This window comes from Caulobacter segnis ATCC 21756, from assembly GCF_000092285.1.
GTDB lineage: Bacteria > Pseudomonadota > Alphaproteobacteria > Caulobacterales > Caulobacteraceae > Caulobacter > Caulobacter segnis.
In genome coordinates, this window is record NC_014100.1 from 378,161 (window position 1) to 393,978 (window position 15,818).

The 15,818-nt window shown below is 69.7% G+C and carries 16 protein-coding genes; 12 read left to right on the forward strand and 4 right to left on the reverse strand.

What is annotated here, in order from left to right; all coding sequences use genetic code 11:
• Positions 1-412 precede the first annotated feature (412 nt).
• On the forward strand, positions 413-2,242 hold the full coding sequence (locus CSEG_RS01885) for a feruloyl-CoA synthase (RefSeq protein ID WP_013077560.1): 1,830 nt from the start codon (positions 413-415) through the stop codon (positions 2,240-2,242).
• Here the strand turns inward: CSEG_RS01885 and CSEG_RS01890 are convergent.
• Positions 2,229-2,879 carry a lysoplasmalogenase family protein gene (locus tag CSEG_RS01890; protein WP_013077561.1) on the reverse strand — a complete coding sequence of 217 codons (651 nt, stop codon included), beginning with the start codon at positions 2,877-2,879 and terminating at the stop codon, positions 2,229-2,231. The two genes, CSEG_RS01885 and CSEG_RS01890, sit on opposite strands and share 14 nt — an antisense overlap.
• 140 nt (positions 2,880-3,019) lie before the next feature.
• On the opposite strand from CSEG_RS01890, the gene CSEG_RS01895 reads away from it, so the two are divergent.
• Complete coding sequence (locus CSEG_RS01895; protein WP_013077562.1) at positions 3,020-4,561, forward strand: acetolactate synthase large subunit; 1,542 nt, start codon at positions 3,020-3,022, stop codon at positions 4,559-4,561.
• Positions 4,562-4,629: 68 nt separating this feature from the next.
• Here CSEG_RS01895 and CSEG_RS01900 read toward each other — a convergent pair whose 3' ends face one another.
• Positions 4,630-5,982, reverse strand: coding sequence for a hypothetical protein (locus tag CSEG_RS01900; RefSeq protein ID WP_083778340.1), 1,353 nt, complete (start codon positions 5,980-5,982; stop codon positions 4,630-4,632).
• Between the two features lie 143 nt (positions 5,983-6,125).
• On the opposite strand from CSEG_RS01900, the gene CSEG_RS01905 reads away from it, so the two are divergent.
• From CSEG_RS01905 to CSEG_RS01925, 5 genes are read left to right on the forward strand one after another with little or no spacing between them, the layout of a single operon-like run.
• Positions 6,126-7,223 (forward strand): MBL fold metallo-hydrolase, encoded by a 1,098-nt coding sequence (locus CSEG_RS01905; RefSeq protein ID WP_013077564.1) that lies wholly within the window; start codon positions 6,126-6,128, stop codon positions 7,221-7,223.
• 45 nt (positions 7,224-7,268) lie between these two features.
• Positions 7,269-7,712, forward strand: a complete 444-nt coding sequence (locus CSEG_RS01910) for a MarR family winged helix-turn-helix transcriptional regulator (protein WP_013077565.1) — start codon at positions 7,269-7,271, stop codon at positions 7,710-7,712.
• Entirely contained in the window at positions 7,709-8,494 is a 786-nt protein-coding gene (locus CSEG_RS01915; protein WP_013077566.1) for an enoyl-CoA hydratase-related protein, read from the forward strand. Before CSEG_RS01910 ends, CSEG_RS01915 begins: the two co-directional genes overlap by 4 nt.
• Before the next feature lie 33 nt (positions 8,495-8,527).
• Entirely contained in the window at positions 8,528-9,499 is a 972-nt protein-coding gene (locus CSEG_RS01920; RefSeq protein WP_013077567.1) for an SDR family NAD(P)-dependent oxidoreductase, read from the forward strand.
• Positions 9,500-9,513: 14 nt separating this feature from the next.
• Positions 9,514-10,371 (forward strand): SDR family oxidoreductase, encoded by an 858-nt coding sequence (locus CSEG_RS01925; protein WP_013077568.1) that lies wholly within the window; start codon positions 9,514-9,516, stop codon positions 10,369-10,371.
• On the opposite strand, the gene CSEG_RS01930 is transcribed toward CSEG_RS01925, so the two are convergent.
• The gene (locus CSEG_RS01930; RefSeq protein ID WP_407642818.1) at positions 10,368-10,715 is read right to left on the reverse strand and encodes a TfoX/Sxy family protein; all 348 of its coding nucleotides are present in this window, start codon (positions 10,713-10,715) and stop codon (positions 10,368-10,370) included. The genes CSEG_RS01925 and CSEG_RS01930 overlap by 4 nt on opposite strands.
• Here CSEG_RS01930 and CSEG_RS01935 point away from each other — a divergent pair.
• Positions 10,705-11,184: a GNAT family N-acetyltransferase gene (locus CSEG_RS01935; RefSeq protein ID WP_013077570.1), complete on the forward strand. Its 480-nt coding sequence runs from the start codon at positions 10,705-10,707 to the stop codon at positions 11,182-11,184. The two genes, CSEG_RS01930 and CSEG_RS01935, sit on opposite strands and share 11 nt — an antisense overlap.
• Positions 11,185-11,245: 61 nt before the next feature.
• Here CSEG_RS01935 and CSEG_RS01940 read toward each other — a convergent pair whose 3' ends face one another.
• On the reverse strand, positions 11,246-12,505 hold the full coding sequence (locus CSEG_RS01940) for an MFS transporter (protein ID WP_013077571.1): 1,260 nt from the start codon (positions 12,503-12,505) through the stop codon (positions 11,246-11,248).
• 242 nt (positions 12,506-12,747) lie between these two features.
• On the opposite strand from CSEG_RS01940, the gene CSEG_RS01950 reads away from it, so the two are divergent.
• Genes CSEG_RS01950 through CSEG_RS01965 form a run of 4 tightly spaced genes read left to right on the forward strand, consistent with a single transcriptional unit; the run spans position 12,748 to position 15,813 of the window.
• A complete protein-coding gene (locus CSEG_RS01950; protein WP_013077572.1) occupies positions 12,748-13,293 on the forward strand; it encodes a GNAT family N-acetyltransferase in 546 nt (181 codons plus the stop codon).
• Positions 13,294-13,332: 39 nt separating this feature from the next.
• On the forward strand, positions 13,333-13,905 hold the full coding sequence (locus tag CSEG_RS01955) for a DUF1285 domain-containing protein (RefSeq protein WP_013077573.1): 573 nt from the start codon (positions 13,333-13,335) through the stop codon (positions 13,903-13,905).
• Positions 13,902-14,549, forward strand: a complete 648-nt coding sequence (locus CSEG_RS01960; protein WP_013077574.1) for a CoA pyrophosphatase — start codon at positions 13,902-13,904, stop codon at positions 14,547-14,549. Before CSEG_RS01955 ends, CSEG_RS01960 begins: the two co-directional genes overlap by 4 nt.
• 46 nt (positions 14,550-14,595) lie before the next feature.
• Entirely contained in the window at positions 14,596-15,813 is a 1,218-nt protein-coding gene (locus tag CSEG_RS01965; RefSeq protein WP_041538424.1) for a CCA tRNA nucleotidyltransferase, read from the forward strand.
• The last annotated feature ends 5 nt before the right edge of the window (positions 15,814-15,818 follow it).

Genomic DNA, 15,818 nt, shown 5'->3' on the forward strand with positions numbered 1-15,818 from the left:
GGCCGGCGATCGTGACGGCTGTCGGGGGTGGTCGAGCGGGAAGCGCTCGCCGGTCTTCTTTCGGGAAGGCGTCTTCGCGGCGGATCCAGGAGCAGGCTCCCTGAAATATCGGGACGAAGCCCTGGCGGCGAAGGCATAGGCGACGCGGCAGGTCCGGGCTGAAATCGCCCGGGCGTTCCGGGACCGGGGTCGTCGCCCCGGCCCGCCCGTCGGGGGCTTCTTTCGGAAGCGGGTTAAAACCCCGCGGGTCGAGGGCTCACCGGATAACGGCCGCGCGGAGCGTCTGGCTTCGTCGAAACGGTACACACACTTCAAACCTCCGGACGGATGTCCGGCGCTCCGCGTCCCTTCTATCCCTTCAGCGAGCGATCGCGTGAAGCGGCGAAGTCGTGCGCGCCAATTGAACGCCCGTATGACCCGCGACATAACTGACGGCATGACCGCGCCCGACACCGCCCCCTTCCGCGACGCCCGCTACGCGCCCCGCGCGCTGGACGTGGAGCGGCGGGACGAGACGCTGATCCTGCGCAACCCCACGCCCTATTCAGATGCGGTGCGGACCACGACCGAGCCGCTCGCGCGGTGGGCCGCCGAGGCGCCGGACCGGGTCTGGCTGGCCGAGCGGATCTCCGGCGCCGACGGCTGGCGAACGATCACCTATGCCGAGGCGAAGGACCGGATCGAGGCCCTGACCGGGGGCCTGGCGGGTCTTGGCCTTCAGCGTGGCCAGCCGCTGCTGATCCTGGCCCGCAACGGAATCGACCACGCCCTGATCGCCTACGCCGCCATGAGCCTGGGCGCGCCGGCCGCGCCGGTCTCGCCGCAGTACGGTCTGAAGGGCGCGGACCTGACGCGCCTGGCGCACGCGGTCGAGCGGCTGAAGCCCGCCGCCGTCTACGCCGACGACGCCGAGGCGTTCAACGAGGCCCTGGCCGCGCCGTTTCTGGCCGGCCTGCCCGTGATCGTCAGCCGTAACGCCCGCCCCGGCGACGTCGCCTTCGAGGCCTTGCTCAAGAGCGCGCCCCGCGCCCCGGTCGCCCAGCCGGACGATGTGGCCAAGCTGCTGCTGACCTCAGGCTCGACTGGCAAGCCCAAGGCGGTGGTCTGCACCCACGCCAACATCGCCCTGAACGCCGCCCAGATCGAGGCTTGCTACGCCGATCCCGAGCCGCCGGTGCTGGTCAATTCCGCGCCCTGGAGCCACAGCCTGGGCGCCAACGCCATCCTGCACATGGTGCTGCACCGGGGCGGGACGCTCTATATCGACGGCGGCCAGCCAGTCCCGGGCCGCTTTGACGAGACGGTGCGGAACCTGCGCGAAGTGGCCACGACCTATCACAACATGGTCCCGGCCGGCTGGGGCATGCTGATCGGCGAGCTGGAGCGCGACGAGGCCCTGGCGGCGAAGTTCTTCGAGAAGGTCCGCGTGCTGCAGTACGGCGGCGCGTCCATGGCCCAGTCGATCCTCGACCGCGTCCAGGCCGTGGCGGTGAACACGGTCGGCGAGCGGGTCACCTTCGCGGCCGGCTATGGCGCGACCGAGACCGGGCCGACCGCCTGCAACATCCACTGGCTGAACGCCCGCTCGGGCATGGTCGGCCTGCCGACGCCGGGGACGGCCGTGAAGCTGGTCCCGGCCCCAGGAACGAAAGATGGCGAGGGCGGCAAGTTCGAAATCCGCGTGAAGGGGCCGCAGGTCTCGCCGGGCTATCTCGATCAGCCCGAGGCCACGGCCCAGGCCTTCGACGAGGACGGCTTCTACCGCCTGGGCGACGCGGCGCGGCTGGCCGATCCGCAGGAGCCCTCGGCGGGCCTGGTCTTCGACGGGCGCCTCGTGGAGAACTTCAAGCTGGCCAGCGGCGCCTTCGTCGCGGCCGGGGCGCTGCGGGTGGCGGCGGTCTCGGCGCTGGGCGGCCTCGTCACCGACGCCATAGTCTGCGGCGAAGGCCGCGAGGGGATCGGGCTGATGCTGTTCCTCGACGCCAAGGCCTGCGGGCGGCTGGGCGACGAAGCGGCGGTGCGGGCGGCGATCGCCGAGCGGCTGGCGGCCTATAACCAGCAGGCCAAGGGCGGCACGGGCCGGATCACGAGGGCTCTGATCCTGGACGGCGCGCCCGACGCGGCCAGCGGCGAGCTGACCGACAAGGGCTACATCAACCAGGCCCTGGCCCGCGAACGCCGTCCGACCGAGCTGGAGCGGCTGTTCGCGGAGGCGCCGGATGCGGGGGTCATGCGCTTCTAGGTTCGAGGGCGCGGGAGACGCTTACGCAGATCATGAGCTGCCCCGCGTAATACAGCCCCCAGACCGCCAGCCCGGTCGCGAAGCTTTCCGGCAGCAGGCCGCCGCGGGCGAAGATCAGGAGGTCGGAGACCACGAACATCAGCGCCCCCAGCGCCGCCCGTTCGCGCGGAAAACGGCTCAGCCAGGCCGAGACGGCCATCGCGGAAAGACCCGTCGCGTACAGCGCCACGCCCGGCGCGCCGGCCCGGTCGGCGGGCAGGTGGAAGGCGATCCCGACCACCACGGGGATGAAAACGACGGCCGCCAGCAGGGCCGGGGTCGAGGCCTTCCGCCGGTTGCGGGCGTAGAGCGCGATCGCCGTCACGTGGCCGGCCAGGAAGGCCAGGGCCCCGATCGTGAGACCCGAGGTCACCAGCAGCACGTCACCCAGCGCGCCCAGCGCCATGACCGCCGTCAGCAGCCAGCCGTCGGTCGAGCGCGCCTTCAGCGCGGCGTGGACGGCCAGCAGGCCGACGCCCGCGCCCTTCCAGACGACCTCGGCCGGGAGCGAGAGTTTCAGGCTCCAGCTGGCGATATAGCTGACGCCCGCGATGATCGACGCGATCAGCGCCCAACGGGCCAATGCGGCCTTCGACATGCTCCATTCCCCCCAAGCACGGCTCGCCCTGTCGGCGATGCTCGCGGGAACCACGATGCCCCGGCGCGGCTTGGTCGCGCAATGCTGTTGCGTGACTTGGCGGAAATGTCGGAAGGATGGGCGACGGTACGGAGAAGACCATGAACGGCGCGGACGCCCTGATCACCACCCTGGCCGACAACGGCGTCACCGCCTGCTTCGCCAATCCCGGGACCAGCGAGATGCAGTTCGTCTCGGCCCTGGACCGCGAGCCGCGCATGCGCTCGGTGCTGTGCCTGTTCGAAGGCGTGGCGACCGGCGCCGCCGACGGCTATGGCCGCATGGCCGGCAAGCCCGCCTGCACCCTGCTGCACCTGGGGCCCGGCTACGCCAACGGCGCGGCCAACCTGCACAACGCCCGCCGCGCCTTCACCCCGGTGGTCAACGTCATCGGCGACCACGCCACCTATCACCGGGGCTTCGACGCGCCGCTGAACAGCGACATCGCCGCCCTGGCCGCGCCCAACTCGGTCTGGGTCAAGTCGGCCGAGAGCGCCGATAGCGTCGGGCCCCTGGCCGCCGAGGCGATCGTCGCCAGCTATGGGACGCCGGGCGGGAACGCCTGCCTGATCCTGCCCGCCGACGCGGCCTGGAACGAAGCGACCGTGAAGGGGCCGGTGGTGACGCCGCCCGCCTTCGCCGCGCCCGATCCGACAGCCGTCGCGACGGTGGCCAAGGCGCTGGGCTTCGCCAAGACGCCCGTGCTGCTGCTGGGCTCGGGCGCCTGCGGCGAGGCCGCGCTGGCGGCCGCGGGACGGCTGGCCGCCCATGGCGTCCGGGTGCTGACGGACACCTTCACCGCCCGCCAGGCGCGGGGCGAAGGACGCTTCCGTCCCGACAAGCTTCCCTATTTCGCCGAGCAGGCGCTCAAGGATCTCGAGGGCGTCGACCTGATGGTCCTCGTCTCGACCCAGCGACCCGTCGCCTTCTTCGCCTACCCGGATCGGCCCAGCGTGCTGACCCCCGAGGGCTGCTCGGTCGAGACCCTGTGCGGCCGCGAGGTCGATGCGGCGGCGGCGATGACGGCTTTGGCCGACGCTCTGGACGCCCCGGCGGCGGGGCCGGTCGAGGCCTACGCCCCGCCCGCCGCGCCGGCGGGACGGCTGGACGCCTGGGCGATCGGGGCCTCGGTGGCGCGCCACATGCCGGTCAACACGGCGATTTCGGACGACGCGGTGACGGCCGGCCTGCCGATCTTCACCCAGACCCGGTCCGCCCGAGCTCACGACTGGCTGTCCCTGACCGGCGGCGCGATCGGCCAGGGCATCCCGCTGGCGATCGGCGCGGCGGTGGCCTGTCCCGACCGCAAGGTGCTGGCCCTCACCGGCGACGGCGCGGGCATGTACACGGTCCAGGGGCTCTGGACGATCGTGCGCGAGAAGCTGGACGTGACCGTCGTGGTCTTCGCCAACCACGCCTACCGGATCCTCGGCATCGAGCTGGGCCGGACGGGGGCGGGCAATGCGGGACCGGCGGCCGCGAAGCTGCTGGACCTCGGCGATCCGCGCATCGACTGGGTATCGCTGGCGCATGGCCTGGGCATGGGCGCCGAGCGCGCCGAGACCGCCGAAGCCTTCGACGACGCCTTCGCCCGGGCGATGGCCGCGCCGGGACCCAGGCTGATCGAAGCGGCGATGGGCTAGTCGAAAAAGAAAAGGCCCGCCCGGATCGCTCCGGGCGGGCCTCCTTCATTCAAGCCTGGAAGCTGGGATCAGCTCTTGGTCTTGTTGGTCGGCAGCTTGCAGCCGCCGCCGATGCCTTTGGCCTGGACGCAGGACAGGAACTCCTTGGCGGCCGGCTTGGCGACGCCGAGCGGATAGCCCAGCACCCAGCCCGGCAGGCCGTCCGAGCAGGCCACTTCGACGAAGCCCTCGCTATCGGTCGCGCCGATGATGCGGGCGTCCGAAACGGTGCACGAGGTCTTGTTGAAGCCGACCAGGTCCTTGGTCAGGCGAGCGTACTGATTGTCCTTCTTGGTGAAGGAGCAGCGGTAGCCGTTCAGCTCGGCCGTGACGCAGTCAAAGACCTTGCCGTCGGTCGCGGTGAACACGGCGATGCCGCCCACGTCGCTGTTCTTGCACTTCAGCTCGACGATTTCCTTCTTCGGGTCGTTGGTCGGCAGCATGCCGTACTTCTCGACGTCGCAGGGGAAGCCCGCCTTGGTCGCGAGCTTGCTGTAGAAACCGGCTTGCTCGGTTTGCGCAGCGACCGCGTCGGTCATGGTGCAGCCGCCGCCGACGAAGCCGGCCTGGGCGCAGGGGATCGCGCGGGCGAAGGCGCCGGTGGCCGCCGTCTGCTGGTAGACGTAGCCCTTGCCGTCCTGACAGGCGACTTCGAAGTAGTTGTCGCTCTTGGTGCTGAGGATGTAACGCTTGTCCTTGATCGCGCAGTTCACGCCCGCCGCGCCGTTCAGCGTGTCGACGACGTTCAGCTGGGTCTGGCGATTGGTCAGCTTGCAGCTGACATTGCCGCCTTCCTCGTAGAGCAGGCAGCTGTTCACCGCGACTTCGCCGTTGATGTTCATCGGCGAGACGGTTTGGACGATGTAGCCCGAGCCGCCCTTACAAGCGACTTCGAAGTACGAGTTCTTGGCGCCCGAGCCGATGGCGCGGGTGTTCTCGATGTCGCAGTTCACGCCGCCCTTCTTGACGTAGGGGGCCAGGCCAGCGCCCGAGTTGGCGTTGCCCGGCAGCAGGCAGGCCAGGCCGCCGACCTTGCCGTCAGGGCCGGGCTGGCTGGACTCGAGACAGGGGTAGACCTGCGGCGCGGCGTCCTTCTTGGCGATGGCCGCGAAGCCCATGCCCTCGTTACAGGCGACTTCGTAGTACTTGGCGCCGGCCTTCTTGTCCTCGCCGATGAAGCGAGCGTCCGAAACCGTGCAGCCTGCGCCGCTGGCCTGGATAATGGCCGGGGCTTCCTTCATGCCGGTTTCACGCGCCTTGGCGTCGATGGCGGCGGGCTTGCCCTTCTCTTCCTTCGGCGCCGAAATGACGGCGGCCGGCACAAGAATGGCGACCGCGAGGGCGGCCGACAGGCCGATCGCGAAAGGCCTCATGGGAAACATCTCCTGGGTGGATTCCTCGCGCGGACATAAGCGCGTGCTTGCATCGGGGGTCAAGATACCGTCCGACATAGGCATGATCTTGACGGCCCCGGCGGGCAAAAAATGGGTTGGCGGACGAACGAGCGCCGCGGGAAGGGGACGGAATGCGCGACGGGTTCGAGGATGAAACGAGGGACGAGGCCGATGCGCCGAAGAAGGCGGCGCGCCTGGTCTATCCGTTCGAGACCGCTCCCGAGCAGGGTTCGGGTGAGGCGGTCGAGGTCGCGCCGGGCGTCCTGTGGCTGCGCATGCCGCTGGGCGGCTCGCTGCAGTTCATCAATGTCTGGGCGATCGAGGATGGCGACGGCTGGGCCGTCGTCGACACCGGCGTGCAGACGCGCGAGACCAGCCAGGCTTGGCGCTCGGCCTTCGCCGGGGCGCTGGGCGGGCGGCCCATCACCCGGGTCATCGTCACCCACCTGCACCCCGACCACATCGGCCTGGCCGGCTGGATCACCCGCAAGTTCGACTGCCGCCTCTGGATGACCCGGCTGGAGTACTTCCAGTGCCGGATGCTGGTGGCCGATACGGGCCGCGAGGCGCCCGAGGACGGCGTGAAGTTCTTCCGCGCCGCCGGCTGGGACGAGGACGCGATCGAGAACTACAAGGCCCGCTTCGGCGGCTTCGGTAAGGCGATCTACGCCCTGCCCGACAGCTATCGCCGCCTGAGCGACAGCGAGGACTTCACGATCGGCGGACGGACCTGGACCGTCGTGACCGGGCAAGGCCACTCGCCTGACCATGCCTGTCTCTGGTGTCCCGAGCTGAACCTGCTGATCTCGGGCGACCAGGTGCTGCCGCGGATTTCGTCCAACGTCTCGGTGTTCCCCACCGAACCGGACGCCGATCCGCTGAGCGACTGGCTACGCTCGCTGGCCAAGGTCAAGGCGACGGTGCCGGACGACGTGATCGTGCTGCCGGCTCACAATGATCCCTTCGAGGGGCTGCATACGCGGATCGACGGCCTGATCTCGGGGCACGAGCGGGGTCTTGCCCGGTTGGAGAAGAAGCTCGCCGAGCCCAAGCGCGTTGTCGACACCTTCGGCGCGCTGTTCGCGCGTCCGATCGGGCCGGATCTGCTGGGCATGGCCACCGGCGAGGCCCTGGCGCACCTCAACTGCCTGATCCGCCGAGGGCGTATCGGACGCGAGACGGATAGCGAGGGCGTCGCCTGGTATGCGGCGCTTTCTAGCGACGACTAGAAACGCGCGTTTGACATTTCGCGTGCGAAACATGACGCTAGGCGCATGCCCGTCGCGCCAGACCGCCGCCTGATCTTTCTGCTGAACGCCGGCCATCGGCGCGTGCAACGCTGGCTGGAGGTCAAGATGGCCGCCAAGGGCGGGCTGACGGCGGCGCAGTCGGGAGTCCTGTTCTACCTCAGCGAACACGACGGCGCCCTGATCGGCGAGGCGGCGGACGCCCTCGATCTGGCCCCCTCCGCTATGACCGGGCTGATCGATCGCATGACCAAGGTCGAGCTGGTCGAGCGGCGCGCCGATCCGAAGGACGGCCGCGCCATGCGCCTGCACCTGACCGACAAGGGGCGCGCCGCCCGGGAAGAGGCCAAGGCGGGCCTTCAGGGAATCAAGGCTCAGCTGACCGAGGGTTTCTCGGACGACGAAATCGATGTGGTCGCGCGCTGGCTGGCCAGCCTGCAGACCAAGTTCCCCAAGGGAGATGCTCTATGACCGACCCTGTAAAAAGCGATTGGGTGAAGGTCGAGATCGACGCCGGCGTGATGACCCTCACCCTGGCGCGACCCGAGAAGAAGAACGCGCTTTCCAACGACATGTACGGCGCCTTGGCCGACGGCCTGGAGCGCGCCGAGAAGGACCCGGCGATCTGCGTCGTGGTCTTCCAGGCCGACGGCGACAGCTTCACGGCCGGCAACGACCTGCAGGACTTCGCCGCCCAGGCGACCGGCGCCTTCACCGGCGAGCGGCACGTACTGCGGTTCCTCAAAGCGCTGGCCCACGCGACGCGCCCCCTGGTCGCCGCCGTGCAAGGGCAGGCGGTCGGCGTCGGCACGACCATGCTGCTGCACTGCGACCTCGTCTATGTGACGCCGGACGCCCGGCTGACCGTGCCGTTCGTCAACCTGGCCCTGGTGCCCGAAGCCGCTTCAAGCTGGCTGCTGCCCGCGCGCATCGGCCACGCCCGCGCCTACGCCATGTTCGCCCTGGGCGAGGCGGTGGATGGCGCGACGGCGGTCGCCTGGGGCATAGCCAACGCCGCCGTCGAGGCCGGCGACCTTCGGGCCCGGGCGCGCGCCGCCGCCGACCAGCTGGCCAAGCGTCCCTTGGGCGCCCTGACCACCACCAAGCGCCTGATGCGCGACGCCGAGAAGATCGCCGCCCTGATGGACGTCGAGGGCGCCGAGTTCGCCGCTCGCCTGCAGACCGCCGAGGCCCGCGAAGCCTTCATGGCCTTCATGGAACGCAGACCCGCGGACTTCTCCAAAGTGGGCTAAGCTTGCCCAACACATAAGATCTGGGAGGATCGCATGGCGGATCGGATCACCTCGCCCTTCGGGGCCAAGTCGACGGCGCGTGAAGTGGTCGCGGGCCACGACCTCTCCGGCAAGGTGGCGATCGTCACCGGCGCGGCGACCGGCATCGGCGTCGAGACGGCCCGGGCCCTGGCCGACGCGGGCGCCGAGGTGATCATCGCCGCCCGCAAGCCGGAGCTGGGCGAAGAGGTCGCCAACCAGATCAACGAGGAGGTCGGCATGAAGCGGGTCAGCTTCGGCATGCTGGACCTCTCCAGCCTGGAGGCGATCCGCCACTTCGCCCATCGCTGGGGCGACCGCCGTCTGAACCTGCTGATCAACAACGCCGGCGTCATGGCCTGCCCGCTGTCGCGCACGGTCGACGGGCTGGAGATGCAGATCGGCACCAACCACTTCGGCCACTTCCTGCTGTCGGTGCTGCTGGCGCCGAACCTGGTCGACGGCGCCGCGCATTCGGGCCATCGCTCGCGCCTGGTGTCGCTGTCCTCGATCGGCCATCGCCGCTCGCCGGTGAACTTCGAGGACCCGAACTACAACACGCGCCCCTACGACAAGTGGGAGGCCTACGGTCAGGCCAAGACGGCCAACAGCCTGTTCGCGCTCGGCTTCGACAAGCGGTTCAAGGACAAGGGCGTCAACGCCAACGCCGTGATGCCGGGCGGCATCATGACCCCGCTGCAGCGCCACCTGCCGATCGAGGAGCAACGCGCCCTCGGCTGGCTGGACGAGAACGACCAGCCGCGCGAAGGCTTCAAGACGACTGAGCAGGGCGCCGCCACCAGTGTCTGGGCCGCCGTCGGCGACGAGCTGGAAGGGATCGGCGGGCTCTATCTCGAGGATTGCAATCAGGCCGTCCCGTGGAGCAAGGAGGCGCCGTGGGTCGGCGTCATGCCCCACGCCCTCGATCCAGAGGCGGCCGAGCGCCTGTGGGCCTTGTCGGTCGAGACCACCGGCGCCGGCGCCTGAAGCGGAGACAAGCCATGAGCCTCAAGGGCAAGACCCTGTTCATCACCGGCGCCTCGCGCGGCATCGGCCTCGCCATTGCCCTGCGCGCCGCGCGCGACGGGGCCAATGTCGTGGTCGCGGCCAAGACCGCCGAGGCCCATCCCAAGCTGCCGGGCACCATCTACAGCGCCGCGGCCGAGATCGAGGCGGCGGGCGGCAAGGCCTTGCCGCTGGTCGTCGACGTCCGCGACGAGGCCAATGTCCAGGAGGCGGTCGAGAAGGCCGTCGCCACGTTCGGCGGGATCGACATCTGCGTGAACAACGCCTCGGCCATCTCGCTGACGAGCACCCTGTCGACCGACATGAAGCGCTACGACCTGATGCACCAGATCAATACGCGCGGCACGTTCCTGACCACGAAGACCTGCATTCCGTACCTGAAGAAATCCGAGAACCCGCACGTCCTGATGCTGTCGCCGCCGCTGGACATGTCGCCGCGCTGGTTCGGGCCGCACGTGGCCTACACCATGGCCAAGTTCGGCATGTCGATGTGCGTGCTGGGCATGGCAGAGGAGTTCAAAAGCGACGGGATCGCCTTCAACGCCCTGTGGCCGCGCACTGGCATCGCCACCGCCGCCATCCAGTTCGCCCTGGCCGGCGAGGAAGGCCTGCGCCACTGCCGCACGCCGGAGATCATGGCCGACGCGGCTTATGCGATCTTCAACAAGCCTTCGCGCGAGTTCTCGGGTCAGTTCCTGATCGACGACACCTTCCTCTACGGCGAGGGCGTGCGCGAGTTCGATCATTACAAGGTCGACCCGACCGCCGCCCTGATGCCGGACTTCTTCGTGCCCGAGGACAGCGTCCCGCCGCCGGGCGTGAAGATCGGCTAGCGCTTCTTGGCGGCGGCCTTGCGACCGGCAACGATCAGGGACTTGCGCGCCCAGTCCAGCAAGATGTCCTGGTCGTCCAGGGCCTCGGTGGGCGCGGTCCAATAGCTCATCGGCTTGTCGGCGCCGAACGGGGCGAAGGCCTGGCAGCCGGCGGCTTCGAATTCGGGCCTCAGCGACTCGTCGGTCTTCAGGTAGAGGACGTCGTCGTCGATCAGGGCGAAGAACAGGCCGTTGGCGTAGATCCCCACGCCGCCGAACATCCGGCGGGCGGTGACCTGACCCAGCGGCGCCAGTTGCTCCAGAACGAAGTCCCGATAGTCCGAAGAGACCGCCATGCCCGTCACCGTCCGCCCCGCCAAGCCCGCCGACGCGGCCCTGATCCATCAATTCATCCTCGATCTGGCGGACTATGAAAAGCTGCTCGACACCGTCGAGGCGAGCCAGGCCGACACCGAGGCGGCCCTGTTCGGCGCCCAGCCGCGCGCCTTCGCTGACATCGCCGAACTGGACGGCGAGCCGGTCGGCTTCGCCCTGTGGTTCTACAACTACTCGACCTTCGTCGGCCGCCACGGGATCTATCTGGAGGACCTGTTCGTGCGGCCGGCCGCGCGGGGCGCCGGCGCGGGCAAGGCGTTGCTGGCCAACCTGGCCAAGCGCTGCGTCGACGAGGGGCTGGGGCGCCTGGAGTGGTCGGTGCTCGACTGGAACGCGCCGTCGATCGCCTTCTACGACAGCCTCGGCGCGAGCTCGATGGACGAGTGGATCATCCGCCGGATGACCGGCGAGGCGCTGCGGAAGCTGGCGGAAGCCTGAGCGCGTTAGGTTTAAGTGTGAGCGGTTAAACCGCCCGAACGCGCGCTAGCGAACGAGACCGCTATTCCAGTCGATCGGCCTTGCGCAGGTCGGGGAACAGGAAGGCCCAGATCCCGGTGACGGCCATGGCGCCGACGCCGCCGAACACGGCCGCGCCGACGGGGCCGAGCAACCAGGCCGCCGCGCCGCTCTCGACCTCGCCCAACTCGTTGGAGGCGCTGATGAAGACGCCCGAGACGGCGGCGACGCGGCCGCGCATGGCGTCGGGCGTCACGATCTGCACCAGGGTCTGGCGGACATAGACCGACAGCATGTCAGCGCCGCCCAGCACGGCGAGGGCCGCCACCGACAGCCATTCGAGCTTGGAGAGGCCAAAGATGACGGTCGACAGGCCGAACACGGCGACGCCCGCGAACATGATCTTGCCGGCGTTGCGCCGGATCGGGTTGGCCGCGAGATAGAGACCGACCAGGGTCGCGCCGATCGCCGGCGAGGCGCGCAGGAGGCCAAAGCCGCCGGGGCCGATGTGCAGCACGTCCTTGGCGAACACTGGCAAGAGGGCGGTCGCGCCGCCCAGGATCACCGCGAACAGGTCCAGCGAGATCGAACCGAACACGATCTTGTTGTTCCAGACGTAGGACAGGCCTTCCTTGATCAGCTCCATGCGCGACCCGGGCTGTTGTTCGGGCTTGGTGGACTTGCGGATCATCAGGGCCAGCAGGGCGGCGAACAGATAGAGTCCGAAGGACGCGCCGAAGGCCAGGGCCGGCGAGTGGATCAGCAGCAGGCCGCCGAGGGCGGGACCGACGATCGAGCCCGACTGCCACGACAGCGAGTTCCAGGCGATGGCGCGCGGCAGCAGCGGTCGCGGCACCAGCATCGGGCCCATGGCGCTGCTGGCGGGCGAGAGGAAGGCGCGGCTGGCGCCGAACATCACCGAGATGGCGAAGATCGGCCATAGCTGATGTGAACCCATCAAGGCCAGAACCAGAAGGACGCCGGCGCTGACGGCGTCCAAGGCCAGGGTCGCGGCGACGATCAGCTTGCGGGTCCGTCGGTCCGCCGTCTCGCCGGCGACCAGGGTCAGCAGGAACAGCGGCAGGAACTGCGCCAGGCCGATCATGCTGACCATGAACGCCGACTCGCCCACGGACTTGGTCATGCGGGCGATGGCGTAGACCTGCCAGCCCAGCGCCACCGACTGGATTTGCACCCCCAAGGTCGAGCTGAACCGCGCCACCCAGAACAGGAGGAAGTCACGCTCCCGCAACAAGGCGCGGGTAGAGGTGTCGGGGGCGGCGGCTGAGGCGGGGTCGGACATCGGGTCGCAACATAGGGGCAAGCTCCCGCGCCGCAACGTTATTGACCTGAGAAACGCTTGGCCCTACAGCGCGCGCATCTTTTGGAGCCTTCGGAGCGTGGCGAAGCCTCGATCCGGACCACTAGGGAATGCTGGGCATGGGCCTGCGACGAATGCCGCGCGAACGCGCCACGATCTGAGCCTCTCCCCTCGCGCCTTCGCGTCGGGAGCCCCCGACGTTCTTCCGCATTTCCCGAAGGCCGATGACCTCCGTTCCCCAGACCCTTCCCGCTTCGCCCGCCTATCCGCCCCTGGTCCTCGAGACCCCGGCGATGGAGGCGTCCGTCACCGCCCTGATCGACCGGGTGTTCGGCCCCGGCCGTTTTGCCAAGTCCTCCGAGCGCCTGCGCGAGGGCAACGCGCTGTTGCCCGACTGTTCGTTCGTCGCCTTGCGCGATGGCCGTCCGGTGGGCTGCTGCCGGATGTGGCCGGTGACGATCGGCGGCGAGCCGGTCGCCTTCCTGGGCCCCTTGGCGGTTGATCCGGACGAGCGCAGCGCGGGTTTGGGCCAGGCCCTGGTCGAGAGCGCTTGCGAGGCCGCCCGCGCCGCCGGCTGGCGCGCGGTGCTGCTCGTCGGCGACGGCCCCTATTTCGGCCGGATCGGCTTCACCAACGCCCATACGGCCGACGTAGCCATGCCCGGCCCCGTGGACCAGCGCCGCGTTCTGCTGCTGCCGCTGCGGCAAGGCGGCGACGAGGGGCTCTCCGGCCCCGTCGCGATCGCGCCTGGAGCCCGCGCGACGTCATGATCGCTTGAGCCGGACGGCGGGACGGCCTAACTGATCGGTATGACCGACGCGCCCGCCAAGACTGGCCTGGAAGGCGTCGCCCAGGCCGCCAAGGACGCGGGGGCCTCCGGCGAACGCGGCCTGCCGCCGGTATGGCTGTGGAATCCGCCCCACTGCGGCGAGATCGACATCCGCATCCGCAAGGACGGCGTCTGGTTCCACGAAGGAACGCCCATCGGCCGGGAGGCGCTGGTGCGCCTGTTCTCGACGGTGCTGCGGCTCGACCCCGACGGCTACCACCTGGTCACGCCCGTCGAGAAGATGAAGATCACGGTCGAGGACGCGCCGTTCATCGCCACCCGCGTCGACCGGGACGGCGAGGCGCTCGTCTTCCAGACCAATGTCGGCGACACGGTCGTCGCCGGACCCGACAACGCCATCCGCGTCGAGATCGACCCCGAGACCGGCGAGCCGCGCCCCTATGTGCATGTCCGTCGGGGCCTCGAAGCCCTGATCGTCCGCCCGGTCTTCTATGAGCTGGTCGAGCTGGCGACGCCGAAGGACGGCGTCTGGGGCGTGACGTCGAACGGCGCCTTCTTCCCCGTCGCGCCTCCGGGATCGGCCCCGGCATGACGCGAGACGAACGCCGCGCCTGGATCGCCAGTCGCCTCGACCCGATCGACAGCTACGACCCCAGCCTCGCCAACCCGCTGCGGTCGGACTTCGACCTCAATCCCGGCCTGAAGTTCGACAATCCCCACGCCCTGCGTCCGGCCGCGGTGCTGGTCGGGCTGATCGAGCATGAGGAGGGGCTGACCGTCCTCCTGACCCGCCGCTCGGACACCCTGCGCAGCCACACGGGCCAGATCGCCTTCCCGGGCGGTCGCTGCGATCCGGGCGAGACGCCCTGGACCACCGCCCTGCGCGAGGCCAACGAGGAGGTGGGCCTGGATCCGGCCTGCGTGACCCTGGCCGGCCTGCTGCACGGCTACCAGACCGTGACGGGCTTCCACGTGACGCCGGTGGTCGGCTTCATCGATCCGCGCGCCCAGTTCACGCCGAGCCCCGAAGAGGTGGCGGACGTCTTCGAGACGCCGTTCGACTTCCTGATGGACCCCGCCAATCACCAGCGCCAGTATCGCGAGGCTCCCGGCGGTCGGCGGCACTTCTACGCCATGCCGTGGAACGACCGGTTCATCTGGGGCGCGACGGCGGGCATGCTGCGGTCGCTGTACGAGCGGCTCCATGACGACGCGCCCGAGGCGCTGACGGGCTGAAGGAGAACAAGGCTTGAGCGGCGTATCGATCGGCGCGCCCCCCTGGATGGCGGCGTCCCAGACGCGGGCGGTGATCGCGGCCCTGGAGGCCAAGGGCGGCGTCGGCTGCGCGCGCTTCGTCGGCGGCTGCGTCCGCAACACGCTGATGGGCAAGCCCGTCGACGACATCGACATCGCCACCACCCTGACGCCGGACCAGACGATCGAGGCGATCGAGCAGGCGGGGCTGCGCGCCGTGCCCACGGGCGTCGAGCACGGCACGGTCACCGCGCTGTCGGGTGGCCGCCCCTTCGAGGTCACGACCTTGCGCCGCGACGTCGCCACCGACGGTCGCCGGGCGGTGGTGGCCTTCACGCACGATTGGGGCGAGGACGCCCAGCGCCGCGACTTCCGCTTCAACGCCCTCTACGCCGACGCCGAAGGGACGGTCTACGACCCGGTGGGCCAAGGCGTGGAGGACGCGCGCGCCGGCCGGGTGGTGTTCGTCGGCGATCCGATGACCCGCATCCGCGAGGACTATCTGCGGATCCTGCGCTTCTTCCGCTTCCAGGCCTGGTACGGCCGGCTCGAGCCGGACGCCGAGGCGCTGGCCGCCTGCGCGGCGCTGAAGGACATGCTGCTGGGAGGCACGGCCGAGCGGATCCAGAAGGAACTGATGAAGACGCTGGCCGCCGACGATCCGCGGCCGGCCTTCCGCCTGATGGCCGCCACCGGCGTCCTGGCCGCGATCCTGCCGACGGTGGAGTCGCTGGCCCGTTTCGACGCCCTGGTCGCCATCGAGACCGAGCAACTGTTCGAGACCGATCCCGTGCTGCGCCTGGCCGCCCTGACGCCCGACGACAACGGCGCCAAGGCTCTGGCCGAGCGCCTGCGCCTGTCCAACGCCGACCGCGACCGCATCGTCGAGGCCAAGACCCCGGGCCCGACGATCGTCTCCTGGATGAGCCCGCGCGAGGCGCGTCGGGCGATCTACGCCCTGGGCTCCAGCGCCTTCCGCGACCAGGTCAAGCTGGCCTGGGCCGGGGCCGAGCGCGCCTCGACCGCGTCGCAGTGGCGGGCGCTGCTGGCGCTCGCCGAGACCTGGACGCCCCCGACCCTGCCGCTGACCGGCGAGGAGATCATGAAGGCCGGCGTGCCCAAGGGGCCCATGGTTGGCAAGGTGCTGCGCGAGGTCGAGCTCTGGTGGATCGACCAGGACTTCATCGAGGACAAGTTCAGCGTCATCGAACGCCTGAAGGCCGTCGCCCAGGGGATGGTCTATTGAACCGC